Source organism: Prevotella sp. PTAC (assembly GCF_013166535.1).
Taxonomy (GTDB): domain Bacteria; phylum Bacteroidota; class Bacteroidia; order Bacteroidales; family Bacteroidaceae; genus Prevotella.
On the sequence record NZ_JABKKK010000013.1, the window covers coordinates 50548 to 68293 of the forward strand.

At 49.3% G+C, this 17746-nt stretch carries 16 protein-coding genes; 7 read left to right on the top strand and 9 right to left on the bottom strand.

The window, feature by feature from the left end; genetic code table 11:
• Positions 1-12: 12 nt before the first annotated feature.
• From HPS53_RS10845 to HPS53_RS10885, 9 genes are all read right to left on the bottom strand, one after another.
• On the bottom strand, positions 13-1137 hold the full coding sequence (locus tag HPS53_RS10845) for a DegT/DnrJ/EryC1/StrS aminotransferase family protein (RefSeq protein WP_253942884.1): 1125 nt from the start codon (positions 1135-1137) through the stop codon (positions 13-15).
• An 80-nt stretch (positions 1138-1217) separates the two neighbouring features.
• A complete protein-coding gene (locus tag HPS53_RS10850) occupies positions 1218-2165 on the bottom strand; it encodes a Gfo/Idh/MocA family protein (protein ID WP_172206198.1) in 948 nt (315 codons plus the stop codon).
• 718 nt (positions 2166-2883) lie between these two features.
• Positions 2884-3987, bottom strand: coding sequence for an Mrp/NBP35 family ATP-binding protein (locus HPS53_RS10855; protein WP_172206234.1), 1104 nt, complete (start codon positions 3985-3987; stop codon positions 2884-2886).
• A gap of 184 nt (positions 3988-4171) precedes the next feature.
• Entirely contained in the window at positions 4172-4939 is a 768-nt protein-coding gene (gene trmB, locus HPS53_RS10860) for a tRNA (guanosine(46)-N7)-methyltransferase TrmB (RefSeq protein WP_104370162.1), read from the bottom strand.
• Positions 4940-4948: 9 nt separating this feature from the next.
• Positions 4949-5560 (bottom strand): DUF975 family protein, encoded by a 612-nt coding sequence (locus HPS53_RS10865; protein ID WP_104370161.1) that lies wholly within the window; start codon positions 5558-5560, stop codon positions 4949-4951.
• 20 nt (positions 5561-5580) lie between these two features.
• The gene (locus tag HPS53_RS10870; RefSeq protein ID WP_104370160.1) at positions 5581-6603 is read right to left on the bottom strand and encodes a branched-chain amino acid aminotransferase; all 1023 of its coding nucleotides are present in this window, start codon (positions 6601-6603) and stop codon (positions 5581-5583) included.
• Positions 6604-6772: 169 nt separating this feature from the next.
• Positions 6773-6964, bottom strand: coding sequence for an exodeoxyribonuclease VII small subunit (gene xseB, locus HPS53_RS10875; protein WP_172206199.1), 192 nt, complete (start codon positions 6962-6964; stop codon positions 6773-6775).
• Between the two features lie 355 nt (positions 6965-7319).
• Positions 7320-8570 carry an exodeoxyribonuclease VII large subunit gene (xseA, locus tag HPS53_RS10880; RefSeq protein WP_172206200.1) on the bottom strand — a complete coding sequence of 417 codons (1251 nt, stop codon included), beginning with the start codon at positions 8568-8570 and terminating at the stop codon, positions 7320-7322.
• Positions 8571-8589: 19 nt separating this feature from the next.
• Positions 8590-10134 carry a S8 family serine peptidase gene (locus tag HPS53_RS10885; protein ID WP_253942885.1) on the bottom strand — a complete coding sequence of 515 codons (1545 nt, stop codon included), beginning with the start codon at positions 10132-10134 and terminating at the stop codon, positions 8590-8592.
• Positions 10135-11181: 1047 nt separating this feature from the next.
• Between HPS53_RS10885 and HPS53_RS10890 the strand changes: the two genes are divergently transcribed.
• From HPS53_RS10890 to purT, 7 genes are all read left to right on the top strand, one after another.
• Positions 11182-12126: an acyltransferase family protein gene (locus HPS53_RS10890; protein WP_371741847.1), complete on the top strand. Its 945-nt coding sequence runs from the start codon at positions 11182-11184 to the stop codon at positions 12124-12126.
• A gap of 360 nt (positions 12127-12486) precedes the next feature.
• Positions 12487-13848: an MATE family efflux transporter gene (locus tag HPS53_RS10895; protein WP_172206201.1), complete on the top strand. Its 1362-nt coding sequence runs from the start codon at positions 12487-12489 to the stop codon at positions 13846-13848.
• Positions 13845-14474: an AAA family ATPase gene (locus HPS53_RS10900; protein ID WP_172206202.1), complete on the top strand. Its 630-nt coding sequence runs from the start codon at positions 13845-13847 to the stop codon at positions 14472-14474. The genes HPS53_RS10895 and HPS53_RS10900 overlap by 4 nt, the downstream gene beginning before the upstream one ends.
• A gap of 27 nt (positions 14475-14501) precedes the next feature.
• Positions 14502-15011, top strand: coding sequence for a metallophosphoesterase (locus tag HPS53_RS10905; RefSeq protein WP_104370154.1), 510 nt, complete (start codon positions 14502-14504; stop codon positions 15009-15011).
• Between the two features lie 41 nt (positions 15012-15052).
• A complete protein-coding gene (locus tag HPS53_RS10910) occupies positions 15053-16165 on the top strand; it encodes a dTDP-glucose 4,6-dehydratase (protein ID WP_172206204.1) in 1113 nt (370 codons plus the stop codon).
• Positions 16152-16451 carry a hypothetical protein gene (locus HPS53_RS10915; protein ID WP_172206206.1) on the top strand — a complete coding sequence of 100 codons (300 nt, stop codon included), beginning with the start codon at positions 16152-16154 and terminating at the stop codon, positions 16449-16451. The genes HPS53_RS10910 and HPS53_RS10915 overlap by 14 nt, the downstream gene beginning before the upstream one ends.
• Positions 16448-17608: a formate-dependent phosphoribosylglycinamide formyltransferase gene (gene purT, locus HPS53_RS10920; protein WP_104370151.1), complete on the top strand. Its 1161-nt coding sequence runs from the start codon at positions 16448-16450 to the stop codon at positions 17606-17608. The genes HPS53_RS10915 and purT overlap by 4 nt, the downstream gene beginning before the upstream one ends.
• Positions 17609-17746: the final 138 nt, after the last annotated feature.

The window sequence follows — 17746 nt, forward strand, 5'->3', positions numbered from 1 at the left end:
CTTGCCTTATTTTTACCCCCCCCTACAGAATTGGCGTATCACGCCTATTATCGTGTCTTGATGTTCTTTTTTAAGTCCGCTGTGCATCGGCAGCGAGAGCACTGTTTCCGACAGTTTGGCGGCCTGTGTCACGCCCCTGTCCGACAGGCATATATTCTTGTATGCCGGTTGTTCCGTCAGCGGCATCGGATAGTATATCATCGACGGTATTCCGGCTTCGGCCAGTTTGTTTTTCAGTGCGTCCCGGCTGTTACCGTCGGTAAGCCTTATCGTATACTGATGATATACGTGCGTGCCGTGTGGCGGTGCGGCCGGCGTGATGATGGTTCCGTCGAGTCCTGCCAGCCCGGCCGTGTAGTACTCGGCGGCTTTGCGGCGTTTTGCGGTCCATTCGCCAATATGTCCCAGTTTGGCAAGCAGTACGGCCGCCTGTATTGTATCCAGTCTTGAATTTACGCCGACATGCAGATGGTTGTATTTGCGTATCTGTCCGTGATTGGACAATGCCCGCATGCGTTCGGCCAGCCTGTCGTCGTCGGTGAACATGGCTCCGCCGTCTCCGAAGCATCCGAGCGGTTTCGACGGGAAGAAAGACGTACATCCGATGTGTCCTGCCGTGCCGGAGTATTTGCGTGTGCCGTCCGGAAAAAAGCACTCCGAGCCGAGAGACTGTGCGTTGTCCTCTATTACCGTCAGTCCGTGTCGTGCCGCCATGTCGTTAATAGCCGCCATGTCGCACGGCTGTCCGAACAAGTGTACCGGTACGATGGCTTTCGTGCGTGGTGTTATCATGCGTTCGGCACTGTCGGCAGACATGTTGAACGTGTCTGCCTCCACGTCGGCGAATACGGGTGTGCCGCCGAGCAGGGCCACGGCTTCCGCCACGGCACCGAACGAGAATGCCGGCACTATCACCTCGTCGCCTTGTCCGATGCCGGTCGCCATCATCGAGATGAATAGCGCGTCAGTGCCGTTGCCGCACGTGATGCAGTGTTTTGTGTCCAGAAGTCCGGCAAGCCTGCTTTCGAGTTCACCTACGGCTTCGCCCTTGATAAAGTCCGAGTTGGCAATAACCTCTTTTATGGCTTTGTCTATACTTCCGGCCGTATCAGTGTACTGGCAGTACAGGTCTGCCATTTTAATGTCCGTGTTGTGCATGAAACCGATTGAGGCGTATGATTTATAAAAACTTTTTTCAGTTGTCGCAAGGTGGCCGGTCACTCCGTTATTTTTGTTTTCGCCACCTGATGATAGTCGCCTGCGAACCCTTTCGGCTCGGCTCCGTTTATGGCTTGCAGTGTCTTTACGGCCATGGCCGTGTCTTCTATGGTGAAGCCCTCGCCTTTCAATATATGTTCGTAGCTGGCGGTGTGCAGATCGGTAAACCCGTTTGTGAAGTCGATCTCCGCCCCGTCTATGGATATGCTCCTGTATGGCGTCATCATGTTGTCTGCCGGCACCGGCCTGTGCGCCGGGTTGATGCTCAGGAAAAACCTTACTCGCGCTTTTTTCATGTATAGCATTCCGGCAGCGCTGTCTGCCGAATAGTGGTGCATCACCACCTGTTCCGTTTCGCCGAATATCCAGTTGAGCATGTCGATGAAGTGTATGCCGATATTCGCCACCAGTCCGCCGCTTTTCGTGCGGTCGCCTTTCCATGACGCCGCATACCAGCTTCCTCTTGGCGTTATGTAGGTCAGGTCTATGTCGTGCGTGGCTTTCCGTGTGTCGCCGTCCACCGCCTGTTTCAGCCTTATTATTTCGGGGTGATGCCTTAGCTGCAATATCGTCCATACCTGGCGTCCGCATGCCTTCCGGCAGTCGTCCATCATTCGCAGTTCTTCGGGCGTGGTGGCGAGCGGTTTCTCGCATATCACGTCGTTGCCCGTTTGCAGTCCGCCTATCACATGGCTGCAATGAAGGTGGTTAGGGGTGCACACCGTGAGAAAATCTGTATTTCCGGTGGCGATATGTCTTTTGAAATCATCGGCGTCGGTAGTGAAATATGCGTTCGGGAAGTAGCTGTCCATTATTCCCACGCTGTCGAAAAGATCATGGGCGACGGTCAGTTCCGCATCCAATGCTTTCATTGCTTTCAGATGTCTCGGAGCTATGTATCCAGCTACTCCGGTGATGGCAAATTTTTTAGAGATGGGTATGCCCATGTCTGTATGTTTTTAGATTATGAAGATTTGGTTTTATCAAATTGCAAAGTTACTTATAAATTATTCTATAACGCTTTTGTGGAGAGAGAAATTAAAGTTTTTTAAACTTAAATAAAACAGTTGTTCCTTGATTGTGAATAATGTTTACAATATGCTGTTTATATTCTTGTTTTTCTGAAATATGACTCACGTGCCCGAAAATATCGCCGTATTTCGCCGTTTTACACAAACGGTTGTCAGTCAGGGCGATACGTATGTAAGACCTGGATTTTACGCCAGTCATGTTGCGTCTGTCCGATATTTTTTATGCAACGGGTATCTTATTGCCTTGCGTTTAGCCGCCCGTTGGGTTGCAACGGGCGGCTAAACGCAGTGCAATCAATTGCTAAACGCGTTCCAAGGAGCGTCCCGTTGCAAAAGAAACGGTCTTTAGGCGGTATGCGGCACTCCCGCTATCGTGTTGTGTATATGTGTGTGTAGCGTTTTGAAATTCTATTTCAAGAAAAAAAGAGAGCGTTTTTTTATGATTTTTTTTATACGGAAATCATCTTTTGCCGTGTTTCCGATGTCGATGTATGGATATGTGTCCGTGACATGAGTGGCATATAGGGAATGCGTGATGGCACGAAAACAAAAAATCCGCAGATGACACTGCGGATTTTTTGTTGTGGATATCCATTTTTTTGCCGACTGCCGGAAGACCGGCCACGGCCGTTTGTCATTGTCTGCTGACCTTCACTATTCGTGTCGGGTCTTGCTCTTTGTTTCGCCTGTTGGTCACCGTGACCACGGATTGGGCAAAGCCGAGAAACGCCTGCCCCGTGGCGGTGTCGGGTTTGGTGGCTGCCGGTTCGCCGTCGTCGCCGCTCTCGCAGATGCTCTGTACGAGCGGTATCTGGGCAAGCAGGGGCGTTCCCATCTCATCGGCGAGCTTTTTGCAGCCTTCCTTTCCGAATATGTAGTACTTGTTTTCGGGCAGTTCGGCCGGCGTGAACCATGCCATGTTCTCCACCAGTCCGAGTATGGGCACGTTCACTTTGTCGTTCTTGTACATGTCTATTCCCTTGCGGGCGTCGGCCAGCGCCACGCTCTGCGGCGTGCTGACGATTACGGCTCCCGTGATGGCGAGCGTTTGGAGGAGGGTCAGATGTATGTCGCTCGTGCCCGGCGGGGTGTCGATGACGAAGTAGTCGAGCTCTCCCCAGTCGGCATCGCCGATGAGCTGTTTAAGCGCGTTGCTCGCCATCCCGCCGCGCCAGAGGGTGGCCGTGTCGGGATTGACGAAGAAACCGATGCTCAGCAGCTTCACGCCGTATTTCTCTATGGGCACGATCAACTGGCGGCCGTCTTTCTCCGTGGCATAAGGCCGCTCGTCCTCTACGTGGAACATCTTTGGCATTGACGGGCCGAAGATGTCGGCGTCGAGCAGTCCCACCTTGTAACCGAGCTTTGCCAGGGCTATTGCCAGGTTGGCGGCTACGGTGCTTTTGCCCACTCCGCCCTTGCCTGAACTTACGGCTATGATGTTTTTCACCTGCGGCAGGAGCTTGCCCACCTCAGGGCGTGGTTTCGACTTGAACTCCGTTTCGATTGTCACCTGCACGTCTTTACCCACGTGGTAGTGTATGGCTGCCTCTGCGGCTTTCACCGTCGATTTTAGAAACGGGTCCGTGTCGCGCGGGAACAGCAGTACTATTTTCACCGCCATGCCGTTGATTGATGGCGTGTCGGCTACCATCTCGCTTTCCACAAGGTTCTTCTTGGTACCCGGATAGGTCACTGTTGCCAGTGCGTCGAGAATCAGTTTGGGATATAGTGTCATTTCATTCATTGTTTATTTGTTTACCGTGTGCAGGCAAATACCGTGCCGTTATGGCTCTTTCACCGCTTTTCGGCTTTTTCCGTTTCAATATACCTCAAATCGGTATGCCTGTATCCGGCAATGGGCGGATTGTCTTTATATGGCAGGGCGTGCCGCCCCGGTGGCGTCGGTTTCCGGCGGCGGTTTATTTGCTTGTGGCCAGTCCGCTCCGCTTAGGCCTTTTGTAGCTCCGGTATTCGTCGAGCGGTATCTCCACGTCCGGCTCTGTCAGGGCGCCCGCGGCGGGCAGGGCAAACTTCATGTATCTGATGTTCAGTCCGCGTTCTATCCACATCGACTCGTAGTATGTGCGTATGCCGAGTATCTTTTTGGTCTGCTCGTCGATACCATCGGTATGATAGAGGTCTTCCGTCCGGAACAGCACCGGCAGGCCGTTGTGCTCCACCATGTATGTGGTGTATGTGAACAGGAAGTTCGAGTCTGTTTTGATATGTATCGTACCGCCGTCTTTCAGGAAGCGTCTGTACCGTTCGAGGAAGTATGTGCTCGACAGTCTCTTGCGTGGGTTTTTCATCTGCGGGTCGCTGAACGTGAGCCATATCTCCTGCACCTCGCCTTCACCGAAGAAGCGATCGATGATTTCGATGTTGGTGCGCAGGAAAGCCACGTTGGCCAGTCGCTCGTCGAGAGCCTGCGTGGCTCCTGTCCACATGCGCGCTCCCTTTATGTCTACGCCTATGAAGTTCATGTCGGGATAGAGCTTGGCCAGTTCCACGGTATACTCGCCCTTGCCGCAACCAAGTTCCAGTACTATCGGATTATCGTTCCCGAAATAGTCTCTCCACTTGCCTTTCTGCTCAAAAGGAACGTGTTCCATTACCGAATAGGGGTATTGGAACACGTTCTCGTACTTCGCCATGTCGGCGAATTTCTCTAATTTTCCTTTGCTCATCTGCGCTTATCAGTCAATGGCTCCGACTTCGGCAATCTCTTTCTTCGCGTCCTCATAGAAGTGGGCGCGTGCCGTATATATGTAAGGAATGAGGAAAAGGAAACCGATACAGAGTGTCAGGACAGAGAGAATGGCCCATCCGATGAAGCTCAGGTCGAGCAGGAACAGCTTCATTTTCTTACCTTCCATCATTCTCATACTCTCCTCGATGGCAGCGTTGTTGCTCAACTCAGGGTTGTCTTTGAGCACATACGGTGTCATGGCGTAAGAATAGCTCTTTATTATTCCGGGAACTATGAGCAGCAAGGTCCACAGCAATGTGTATATGTTCTGCAATAAAGTGGTGAGGAATATCCTTTTGAAATCTTTGAAACCGTCGAACAGATTACCGTTTGTCACAGGTTCGTCGCGGCTTATCCCGAGGAAGAAGCAGTAGAGACCGTATGCGAGGGGCAATCCGACCAAAAGAGAGATAACGGAACCCAAGCCTTCCTTGATAAAATCGAAAGAAGACAATGCGCCAGAAACGGCAAGGTAGATGAATGTCACGATTGCGCCTTTGCCCCACTTGCTGTTAAGTGATTGCAGCGCCAAATTCTTGTACTGTGTACTTGTTAACATGGTGATAATTTTTTAATTTGTTATTCTATGATGACTGTTGTCCAGCCGTGTTTATCTTCTTCGGTACCGTATTGGATTGCCCTCAGGTGGTTATAAAGCCTTGTGGATACTGGCCCCGGCTTGCCGTCACGGCTGAAAGTGTAGCGCGTTCCGGTGTCGAGATCGTCGATATATGATATCGGTGATATTACGGCGGCCGTGCCGCAGGCTCCCGCTTCCTCGAATGTGGCGAGCTCTTCTTCCGGTATCTGCCGTTGTTCCACGGTCATGCCGAAGTCCTCTGCCAGCTGCATGAGGCTCTTGTTGGTGATGCTCGGCAGTATGCTCGATGATTTCGGGGTGACGTATGTGTTGTTTTTTATGCCGAAGAAGTTGGCCGCTCCGCATTCGTCCATGTATTTCTTTTCCTTTGCGTCGAGATAGAACTCGCAGGCATAACCTTTCTCATGGGCGATGTGATTGGCGCGGAGGCTGGCGGCATAGTTGCCGCCCACCTTGTACATGCCCGTGCCGAGCGGTGCCGAGCGGTCGTAATCGCGGATGATTACATACGGGTTTGTGGCAAACCCGCCTTTGAAATACGGGCCGACGGGAGTCACGAAGATGAGGAACAGGTATTCCGTGGCGGGATGGACGCCCACCTGTGCCGACATGCCGATGAGCAGAGGACGGATATACAGTGTGGCTCCGCTCTCGTAGGTGGGTATGTATTCCTGATTGAGACATATAACCTGGCGCACCATCCGCTCGAAAAGCTCGGCCGGAACCTCGGGCATCATTATGCCGCGGCATGTGCCTTGCAGTCTCGCGGCGTTCTCGTCCATACGGAACACACGTACCTTGCCATCGGGACAGCGGTATGCTTTCAGTCCCTCGAACGCCTCCTGGCCGTAGTGCAGGCATGTGGCGGCCATGTGCATGTTGATGTATTCGTCGGAGCAAATCTCCACTTCGCCCCATTTGCCGTCACGATAGTAGCATCGAACGTTGTAATCTGTCGGCATATAGCCGAACGAAAGGTTGGCCCAATCTAAGTTCTTCATTATTGTTCAGACTCTTTTTTATGTCGTTAATGTGCGATGATAATCCCAGCGGCGCGCAGTCCGGTTTACTTGAAGCGGCCGTAGATGAGGTTTATCTTCTGCAAAAGTAGTTAAAATATAGGACACTGACAATAAAATGTCGTATAAATTGACCTCTGTTGTAACAAAACTACTCTTTATCGAGTATTTTTCTTATTTCCTCATCGGTCTTTTTAAGTTTGCTCTTACAGATTGTAATCAGTTCCTGCGCTCTTTTAAGTCTGTCTGACATAACGTCGATGTCGAGCCTGTCGCTTTCCATTTGCCTTACAATCTCTTCGAGCTCTTTCACCGCTTCTTCGTATTTTATCGCTTTTTTCATTGGATATTGTTTGTTGATTATGATTTAATGATGATTTTGGAAGATAAGGAAGTGGAATTGGGAAGTTGAAGAAGTATTTTTGGGAAGTTAAAGAAGTTAATGAAGTTAGGGGAAGTTAAAGGACAATACCGACAGTGTGCCTGATTGCGCAGACGTGTCGGTCGCAGATTATTTATAGAATAATCATTATTACTTAGGCATATGCTCATTTCAAAATACATATAACAAAGCATACTTCCTTTAACTTCCCCTAACTTCATTAACTTCTTTAACTTCCCCTAACTTCATTAACTTCTTTAACTTCCCAAAAATACTTCTTTAACTTCTCAATTCCACTTCCTTTTTTTCGTGAAAATTACTTCACTACCGCTTTCACACTTCCTTTTTCAAATTTTGTCTCTATCTCGTCACCAGGTTTCAACTTATTGGCGTCTCTTACGGCACGTCCGTTATGAAGGGTGATGCTGTAGCCGCGCTTGAGCAGCAGGGTAGGGTCGAGAGCCTGCGCGCGCTGTGCCAACATTGAGACCCGGTGTGTCTCGGCGGTCAGTATGTGTCTCGGTGCAGAGCGTATCCGCATCCAGAGCATGTCAAGAAACGCCTCACGTTTTGTCTTTGTCATTGAGAATAGAGCCGGAATGCGTTCCGCCAGTCGTCCGATGCGTATGTGTTCGGTTTCCATCCGGTTGCTTGTGGCCCTTGCTATGCGCTCCCCATAACTGTCGATGGTGTCTGCCGTGGCTTTCAAAATGCCGATGAGCATTGCGGCGGCGGCTGTCGGTGTCTTCACGCTGGTGTGTGCAACCATGTCTGTCACGCTTTCGTCCCTGTCGTGCCCTATGCCCGTTATCACCGGAAGGGGGAAGTTGGCGACGTTTTCCGCGAGTGCGAGCGAGTCGAACCCCGACATGTCACTTGTCGCTCCGCCGCCCCGGATGATTACCACGCAGTCGAAATCCTCGTCCCGACCGTTTATCAAGTCGAGGGCGGCGATGATGCTTTTCTCCACCCGTTCGCCTTGCATTATGGCGGGAAAGAGCGTTACCGAGAACGCGAAACCATATTCGTTGTCGGTGAGCTGGTTGCGGAAATCACCGTATCCGGCAGCCGTCTCGCTCGATATTACGGCTATACGTTGCGTGAACATGGGGAGAGCCAGTTCTTTGTTAAGGTCGAACACTCCGGCGGCTTTCAGGCTGTCGATAATCATCTGCCGCTTGCGTGCCATGTCGCCGATGGTGTATGTAGGGTCGATGTCTGTCACAATCCATGAGAAGCCGTATGCCTCATGATAGCGTGCATATACTTTAAGCATCACTTTCATGCCGGGGCGGAGCCGATGTCCGGTGGTGCGCTCGAAGTATGGACGGAGCAGCGACCACGTGTTCTGCCAGCATTTGGCCTGTGCGCGTGCTATCGGAGTGTTGCCGGCACCGTCTTTTTCCACGAGTTCCATGTAGCAGTGGCCTCGCGATTCTCTTGCTTCCGACAGTTCCGCCTCTACCCAATACTCGTCCGGCATGCCCGTTTCGATGGCCGAACGCAGCATGGTGTTCAGTTCGAGCAGTGTCATCGGTCGTCTGTCAGTGATACTGTAATGTGTCATAAGGTATGCTGTTTATGTGTCATTGCTGTGGCAAACCGTCTCTTCCCATGTCGTAAGCCCGACCGAAATCAGGTATGCCGTAGCCGAATATGTTGTCGGGATGATCGGTGTTGTCGGCCGAACGGCGTACAAGGTCCATTATTTCTTTTGCCGTCTTGCCCGGCAAAGCCTGCCACAGGCAGGCCGTGAGGCCGCACACCACCGGTGTGGAAAAAGAAGTTCCCATGTCTCTGTTGATTGTGCCGCGGCCCGATATTACGGCCGCCGGACTCCCTTGTGCCATCACATCGGGCTTTATCCTTCCGTCTTGCGTAGGCCCTACACCGCAGAAAGGGGCATTCATGCCTTTCGGTGTCACCGCTCCCACGGTGATGATGTTTTCCGCATCGGCCGGAAAAACGATTTTTTTCCAAGGACCCATGCCGCTGTTTCCGGCGCTCGTGATGAGTATCATGCCTTTGTCGGCAAGCATGGACGCTGATTGCGATATGAATGCGGTGTGCCCGTCCATGTCTCTGTATCTGTGGTCGCCGAGGTGACGGTCGAACTGTGTGTAGCCCAGACTGCTGTTTATTATGTCCGCTCCGACGGAATCGGCAAACTCGGCCGCCATAGTCCAGTAGTCCTCTTCCACCGGTTGCTCGGTCTGTATGTCCTCGCATCGCAGCAGCCAGTAGCCGGCTTGTGGTGCCGTGCCGGTGTAGACGTATGGCGCGTTCACTCCCATCGCCGACAGGACCTTTGTCCCGTGGTCGGCTTTGCGGTATATGTCGTCAGTGTTCTCGCTGATGAAATCCTTCGCTCCGATAATGTTTATGTTTTCGAAAGCCGGAATTCGGTCTGCATTCCTGAATCCGCCGTCGAGTACGGCGATTGTCACGCCCTGTCCCTCGTAGCCGGCCTCATGCAGCGCAGAGCCGTTGAGCATCGCGATCTGGCTCTCCGCACCCCCGTAGCGTGAGGTGGCTACAGTGTCCCATGGGTTGAAGCAGTCATGGTAATCTTTGTCGTATACTTCTTTCTCGATGCTGTCTGGCGACTGATAGACTTTCTCGCATTTTCTCACGAAGTTCATTCGGGCAAGTCGTTGTACGGTGGTTGTGTCTGAGGTGCTCAGTAGAACGGTGTTGTGCCAGCGGCTTGTACCGATTATTTTCACCCTTTCCACGCTCAGCATTTCTATATATTTCGTACTGACGGGCATGTCGGTGGAGTCTGTCGGGAGCTTTTGTCTCCGCCTGCGCTCAATAGATTTGCGTGAAAGAAACTCTTCCGGACGGCTCAGAGAGTATGGGTTGCCGCTTTTGTCTTTCAGCGTAAACCTGTATATGTATTGTCTCTTTACCGCTTTCTTTTTCTTTTCTTTCGTATCACCGGTATCCGCCGGCTTGTGTGTTGTCTTGCCGCTGTCCTCAGTGGATAGCACGTTTGTTTCCTGTGTGCATGTGCCGGCGCGCTTGTTGCGCACCGGTTTGTCTCCGAATGTGTTCCGCCCGTGTCCGGCCGCATGGCAGAAGCACGCCATGAATATTGCGATTATATATATGCCTGTTCTTGTTCCCATATCGTTTATGGTGCAAACTTACTGCAATTTCCGCTAAAATCCAAATAAATCCGGAAATGTGTAGAGGTTTGATATAAAAGAGGCGCACTTGCAGGTGCGCATCGGTATTTTGTGCTTGTTGTTTATTTCATCGTTGTTTCTATAATTGTGTCAGGTGAGGGTTACGTGTGTGGAAACCTGTCTGATTTCAGCTCCACAAAATTGACGATGAAGGGGATGGCAAATTTTACTGCAATTTTACTGCAATCAGGGTGCGGTTACAGATAAATGAAAGAAGTAAATCAAGATTAGTGTAAAAGTTTGTGAGTGTTTCTACTATTTGTTGGAAAAATTGTATCTTTGCGCCGGTAACTTCTTTTATCCACAGTGATGAATGTGTTGCCTTTATGTCCGTAATAATATTGACGGCACTTTTTAATGTATGACAACACAGTATCCGCATCGTATTATGGCGGTTGGGTATTGAATAATTTATTTTAGTAAGAAACAGAAAACAATTAGCGCATAGCGCAGATATTTTACATAAAGCATTGACTATTATTTGCGTTCGTCTGAATAGCGTCGGAAACTAATCAGATTGAGATAAGAACAAACAAATAGTGGTGGGCGAATCCATTGGTCGGATTTGCCTTTCTATCCTTGAAATAGGAGTCATTGCCTTTGCCTCATCCGGCATAGGTACTCTTATAAGGATAGAGAGGTCTCATTCCGACGCAACCTCGACGAACGCATAAGAAGGCCTGTGCCTTTTTTATGCGGTGACGTGATTGATAGATAAATGCGGAAAGCAATATTAACCATGAATAAAAACGTCACGTTATCTAACCAAAAAGCGTCGCTTTCGGACGCTTCACAGTTGCAATCGAACACGATCGACCTTCTCAGATTTCCATTAACGATAATGGTTATCTTTATACACATGAATCCGAATGTAATCAATTTGTTGGAAGCTGATTTCGAGTTATTGTCAGGTCGCGGTATTTACAATGTGATTGGGATAGTCTTTTCACATGTGCTGACACATATAGCGGTACCGATTTTTTTCTGATCTCCGGATTTCTTTTCTTTTATAACATTCCAAAATTATCGTGGGACGCATATAAAAGAAAGGTAAAGAGCAGGACAAAAACTTTGTTTATCCCTTATATATTGTGGAATCTTGTGCCGTTTGTTTTGGCGGTATTGGGAAAACTTTCTCTTGCTTTAGTCAGTTCTGACAATATTGGTGATGTGCTTTCCATGATACAAGAAAAGAGTTGGCACATTTTTTACGATTGTCGGGAGTGGGGAACGACGCAAACAAACTGGCTCGGAGATAATCTGAGGATGACAGGACCATACGATTTGCCTCTTTGGTTTCTTCGGGATCTGATAGTGGTAACCGTTCTTGCGCCATTGATTTATTATGCGATAAAGAAGCTCAGACTTTCTTTTGTCCTTTTCTTGTTTGCCGCATATATTTCAAGGGTGTGGACTCTTTTGCCAGGTTTTCATATTACGGCATTCTTTTATTTCTCAATGGGAGCGTATTTTGCTTTGAACAGACTCAATATTGTCACATTCGCTAACAAATACAAATATCTGTTAATCCCAGTATGTGCATGTCTTTTAGTTGTCACGACTATTTATGATGGCACCAATACGGTAATTGGACAAAATGTTTACCCGCTGTTTGTGTCCAGTGGAGTTTTTACAGCTTTTTATTTGGCTTCATGGTGTATAAGCAATTATGATGTCAGGCCAAACAAATTCTTGGTGTCTTGTTGCTTTTTTATCTACGCTTTTCATGGTGTCGGCTTACCTCTGATAGGAATGCCCTTGGTTTTGATTACCCGGATACTCCACAAAATAATTCCTGGGAATACCGGGATTGAAAATGGTATAGTTTATCTTTTTGCCCCTTTTCTGACGGCGTTTATGTGTATTGTCGTACTTATGGTGGCACGAAAGATTTTTCCAAAGATAACCTTGCTGTTTTCCGGAAACAGATAAAGCATATCCGACATGTCAAATGCAGGTAAAAGTTCTTCGGTATATAGCATCTGCGTATATTAACCGGAGAACTTCTTGTTTTGTTTATGGCGGATGACAAAAAGTTGTTTCATGTTTTTTTTATTTGTTTAGGGCGTGTCTCAGAATGTGCAAGGCTCATTGGCAAAAGCGATTGTCATTTAACCTTCCGGCTGGCGAGTCTTGCCATAACTCCCTCTTATTTCTTTAACTTTTCATGTATTTTCTTCAATTCCCGGTCTTTCCTTTGTCCATCTTTTCAAAAAATCCTCTTTCTCTTCTTTTCTTTTTCATATTCTCGCTTTTTTGTGCTAACTTTGCACATCATTTACTAAGATAAATATGTCAGATAATAAACAGTCGACATTGGAATTAGGAACCAAGCCGGTGGGACGTCTGCTCATGCAGTATGCCATGCCGGCTATTATCGCCATGACAGCGTCGTCGCTCTATAACATGGTAGACAGTATCTTCATAGGGCAGGGAGTGGGGCCGATGGCCATATCGGGGCTTGCGCTCACGTTCCCGTTCATGAACCTTTCGGCGGCATTTGGTGCGGCGGTGGGTGTGGGAGCGTCTACATGCATATCCGTGAAACTGGGTCAGCGCGACTATTCCACGGCACAGAACATTCTGGGTAACACGATTACGCTCAACCTGATAATCGGAGTGCTTTTCAGTATCGTGTCGCTACTGTTTCTCGATCCTATACTGTATTTCTTCGGCGCGAGCGACCAGACAATACCTTACGCACGCGACTATATGGTGATAATACTGCTCGGAAACGTGTTCTCGCACATGTATTTCGGTATGAATGCCGTGCTGCGCGCAGCTGGAAAACCACGTCATGCGATGTATGCCACGATGTTCACCGTTATTATGAACACCATGCTCGACCCGCTGTTCATATATACTCTCGGTTTGGGTATAAGCGGAGCGGCATACGCCACGATACTGTCGCAGATGATAGCTCTTACGTGGCAGATATGGCTGTTTGCCGACAGGAGCCAGCTTCTGCACCTATGCAAGGGGACATACAGGTTGAGGAAAGCGATAGTCAGAAACATAATAGGCATAGGTATGTCACCATTTCTGATGAATGTGTGTGCATGTATCGTGGTGATATTCATCAATAAGGGACTGCTCCAATATGGCGGTGACCTGACGGTGGGTGCTTACGGTATAGCTAACAGAACTGCGTTTGTCTTTGTTATGGTGGTGATGGGAATTAACCAAGGCATGCAGCCGATAGCCGGATATAACTATGGAGCGCGCAACACGGCCCGGCTGATGAAGACATTGAAGCTATCGATGCTGGCAGCCACAGTGGTCACGACATCCGGTTTTCTCGTGGCCGAGTTTATTCCTGAGTTATGTGCCAGGATGTTTACCCCCGATGAGCAGCTGATAGGTCTGGCGGCGCACGGTCTGCGCATTATAATGGCTACGTTCCCGATTGTTGGCTATCAGATGGTGGTGACCAACTTCTTTGTGAGTATCGGTATGGCAAAGACCAGCATATTTCTTTCAATGTCCCGCCAGATGCTCTTTCTGTTTCCGTTGCTTCTGCTACTTCCGTTGGAGTTCGGGGTGAACGGTGTATGGATGTCCATGCCCATATCAGATACTCTGTCGGCGCTGGTCACGCTGTGGTTTATGGTGAGATACATGAATAAAATGAAAAACGAAAATCAAACACTATGATAATAAATGTAGGACGGCAACTCGGCAGCGGCGGACGCACTATAGCTTCCCGTCTGGCGGAGCGTTTCAACTGTCGCTTCTATGATAGGGAACTGCTCAATCTGGCGGCAAAGGAAAGCGGATTCTGCGAGGAGTTTTTCGAACGTAACGATGAGAACAAAAACTTTTTCAAGACAATATTTCATCTGCACGTTCCGCATATGAGCGACGGAAACTTCTATAATAACAACCTGTCGCAGGAGAGTCTCTTCAAGTTTCAGAGCGATGCCATACGCAAGGCGGCCGAATCCGGGGCATGCGTGTTTGTAGGTCGGTGTGCAGACTATGTGCTGCGTGACCGTACAGATGTCGTGAATATATTTGTCACGGCAAATACCGAAGACCGCATAAACCGCATCTGCGGACGTGACGGACTGGATGAGGCCGAGGCACGCAAGCGAATATCGAAAGGAGACAGCGAGAGGGCATCTTACTATAATTACTATACAGGGAAGAAGTGGGGGCACAGCGAGAGTTACGACCTGTGTGTGAATTCGAGCGTTCTCGGCATGTCCGGCACGGTGGATTATATATCCCGTTTCATAGAGCATGCTTTGGCTACGGAGCTTGGAGTTTCCGCACGATGATTCATTAGTGAATAAACGCATGAAGCGATGAAGAGAATAGGAATAATCAGCGATACGCATTCTTACTGGGACGACCGCTACCTGAAATACTTCGACCCATGCGACGAGATATGGCATGCGGGCGATATAGGTTCGCTCGAAGTGGCGGAAAAACTGGCCGCCTTTCGTCCGCTCAGAGCCGTATGCGGTAACTGTGACGGAGGTGACCTGCGGCTGATGTACCGTGAGACCCTACGTTGGAAATGTGAGGACGTGGATGTGCTGATGAAACATATCGGAGGGTATCCCGGCAATTACGATTGCTCGATAAGAAGCATGATATACGCCTCGCCCCCTCAACTGTTTATAAGCGGCCATTCTCATATATTGAAAGTGAAATATGACAAGACGCTGAATTTGTTGCACATAAATCCCGGTGCGGCAGGTCTGCAAGGGTGGCACAAGGAACGGACGGTGATAAGACTTACAATAGAGGGCAATAAATTCACTGATTGTGAAGTTATTACATTAGGAGACCACCGGAAGGCGGAACTGTGATAGATAACAACAAAAGACATATCAACCAAAAATAACAGAGTATGAAGACAATAATAATCACCGGAGGAGCCGGATTTATAGGCAGCCATGTAGTCCGCCTGTTTGTGAACAAATATCCGGATTATGATATCATCAATGTGGATAAACTCACGTATGCCGGTAATCTGGCCAATTTGAGAGATATAGAAGGCAAGCCTAACTACAGGTTCGTGAAAGCGGATATCTGTGATTTTGACTTCATGCTCGATCTGATGAAGACGCACCGTGTGGACGGGATAATACACCTTGCCGCCGAGAGCCATGTTGACAGGAGTATCAAAGATCCGTTCACATTCGCCAGAACCAATGTGATGGGTACTCTGTCGCTACTTCAAGCTGCCAAGACATACTGGGAGTCGCTGCCCGAGAGATATGAGGGCAAGAAGTTCTACCACATCTCTACAGATGAGGTTTACGGAGCGTTGGAACTTACTCATCCGGAAGGCAAACCGTCTGAAATATCCGCTCATGAGGTATATGGCGATGAGTTCTTTCACGAGTATACCAAATACAATCCCCATTCGCCTTATTCGGCGTCGAAAGCATCGAGCGATCATTTTGTGCGTGCGTTCCATGATACCTACGGAATGCCTACGATAGTGACGAACTGCTCGAACAATTACGGTCCGTATCAGTTCCCGGAAAAATTAATCCCGCTCTTTATCAACAATATACGCCACCGCAAGCCGCTGCCAGTATACGGCAAGGGCGAGAACGTGCGCGACTGGCTGTATGTGGTAGACCACGCGAGAGCCATCGATGTGATATTCCACAACGGCAAGATAGCCGACACATACAATATCGGAGGCTTCAACGAGTGGAAGAACATAGATATAATAAAGGTTGTGATAAACACCGTCGACCGTTTGCTCGGACGCAAAGAAGGTGAGGATCTCGATCTTATCACATACGTGACAGACCGCCAGGGGCATGATATGCGCTATGCTATAGATTCCACCAAACTTAAAAACGAGCTTGGATGGGAACCGAGTTTGCAGTTTGAGGAGGGTATAGAGAAGACCGTACGCTGGTATCTCGACAACCAGGAATGGATGGATAATATCACAAGCGGAGAGTACGAGAAGTATTACGAGAGCATGTATGCCGGCAGATAATATAAGCAAAGGGCTGCATTCGTTTCTCGTAAGGCTCTCATATACACCCGAGAGCGTGAGTGGCGATATTGTTCATGCCATGGAGCATATAATGCACCTGCTCACACCGGAAGACGAACATGCCGTGACCGGCTATTACGGGTTGTTCGGCATAGAGCGGATAGCCCTTGATGAGATAGCGGCAAGCCGTGGGGTGACTCCCGAAGAGATGATGGAGACTATAGACGGGTGCGTCAGAAAATTAGCGATAACGCCGGAATGGCAAATGATACAACAAACAATATGAAGAAAATATTATTATTAGGCTCAGGCGAATTGGGCAAGGAATTCGTCATTGCGGCAAAGCGCGCGGGTCAGTATGTCATTGCTTGCGACCGTTATGATAACGCACCGGCAATGCAGGTTGCGGACGAGAGGGAAATATTCAGCATGCTCGACGGCGATGCTTTGGCCGCGGTGGTAGAGAAGCATCAGCCTGATATTATCGTGCCGGAAATAGAGGCTATACGTACTGAGCGTCTTTTTGACTTCGAAAAGCAGGGCATACAGGTGACACCGAGTGCCCGTGCGGTGAATTACACGATGAACCGTAAGGCTATCCGCGATCTCGCCGCCAAGGAACTGGGACTGCGCACGGCCAAGTATTTCTATGCCAAGACTTTCGATGAGTTGAAAGAGGCAAGCAAGGAAATCGGTTTCCCGTGTGTAATTAAACCTCTGATGTCGTCTTCAGGTCACGGACAGAGCACTGTCAAGAGTGCCGACGAGCTTGAAAAAGCTTTCAATGAGGCTATGGAAGGCAGTCGCGGAGACGTGAAAGAAGTGATAATAGAGGAGTTCATACATTTCGACAGTGAGTTCACTCTTCTCACAGTGACCCAGAAAGACGGCCCTACGCTGTTCTGTCCGCCTATAGGTCATATACAGAAAGGTGGTGATTACCGTGAGAGCTGGCAGCCGTATGCCATTGATGACAAGGCGTTGAAAGACGCTCAGCAGATGGCCGACAAGGTTACAAAGGCACTCACAGGTGCCGGTATATGGGGTGTTGAATTCTTTTACAGTCGTGAACAGGGTGTTATTTTCAGCGAGTTGTCTCCCCGCCCGCATGATACGGGTATGGTAACACTCGGTCATACCACCAATCTCAGCGAATTCGAATTGCACTTCCGTGCCGTTATGGGACTGCCGATCGCAGGCATTCATCTCGAACATGCCGGTGCGAGCGCCGTGGTTCTGGCAAAGGAAGATGCCGGCTATGAGCCTGAATACAATTTCGTTGACGCATTGAAGGAAGATCATACGCGCATACGCATATTCGGAAAGCCCGACCAGCACGTCAATCGCCGTATGGGAGTGGTGCTCTGTTACGGTGAGGTTGATGCCGATATTGACGCTTTGCGCGATAAAGCCAAGCGCCTTGCCGATACAATTATAAAGTAATTCATAGGGTGACGGACATGCGGCACGAGCCGGTGGCGGGTAGTGTCCTTTGCGTGTATGATTAAGTGGCGGGGATAATGAACTCCGGAGTAGATGCCCGTGCCGCATGTCCATATCTTTAAATATACTCGATATCAA

Coding starts and splice junctions, on each gene's coding strand:
- trmB (WP_104370162.1), bottom strand. CDS start 4,939: ATGAGCAAAGGAAAATTAGAGAAATTCGCCGACATGGCGAAGTACGAG.
- HPS53_RS10855 (WP_172206234.1), bottom strand. CDS start 3,987: ATGACACTATATCCCAAACTGATTCTCGACGCACTGGCAACAGTGACC.
- HPS53_RS10870 (WP_104370160.1), bottom strand. CDS start 6,603: ATGAAGAACTTAGATTGGGCCAACCTTTCGTTCGGCTATATGCCGACA.
- HPS53_RS10895 (WP_172206201.1), top strand. CDS start 12,487: ATGTCAGATAATAAACAGTCGACATTGGAATTAGGAACCAAGCCGGTG.
- HPS53_RS10910 (WP_172206204.1), top strand. CDS start 15,053: ATGAAGACAATAATAATCACCGGAGGAGCCGGATTTATAGGCAGCCAT.
- HPS53_RS10865 (WP_104370161.1), bottom strand. CDS start 5,560: ATGTTAACAAGTACACAGTACAAGAATTTGGCGCTGCAATCACTTAAC.
- HPS53_RS10850 (WP_172206198.1), bottom strand. CDS start 2,165: ATGGGCATACCCATCTCTAAAAAATTTGCCATCACCGGAGTAGCTGGA.
- HPS53_RS10900 (WP_172206202.1), top strand. CDS start 13,845: ATGATAATAAATGTAGGACGGCAACTCGGCAGCGGCGGACGCACTATA.
- purT (WP_104370151.1), top strand. CDS start 16,448: ATGAAGAAAATATTATTATTAGGCTCAGGCGAATTGGGCAAGGAATTC.
- HPS53_RS10905 (WP_104370154.1), top strand. CDS start 14,502: ATGAAGAGAATAGGAATAATCAGCGATACGCATTCTTACTGGGACGAC.
- xseB (WP_172206199.1), bottom strand. CDS start 6,964: ATGAAAAAAGCGATAAAATACGAAGAAGCGGTGAAAGAGCTCGAAGAG.
- xseA (WP_172206200.1), bottom strand. CDS start 8,570: ATGACACATTACAGTATCACTGACAGACGACCGATGACACTGCTCGAA.
- HPS53_RS10915 (WP_172206206.1), top strand. CDS start 16,152: ATGCCGGCAGATAATATAAGCAAAGGGCTGCATTCGTTTCTCGTAAGG.
- HPS53_RS10845 (WP_253942884.1), bottom strand. CDS start 1,137: ATGGCAGACCTGTACTGCCAGTACACTGATACGGCCGGAAGTATAGAC.
- HPS53_RS10885 (WP_253942885.1), bottom strand. CDS start 10,134: ATGGGAACAAGAACAGGCATATATATAATCGCAATATTCATGGCGTGC.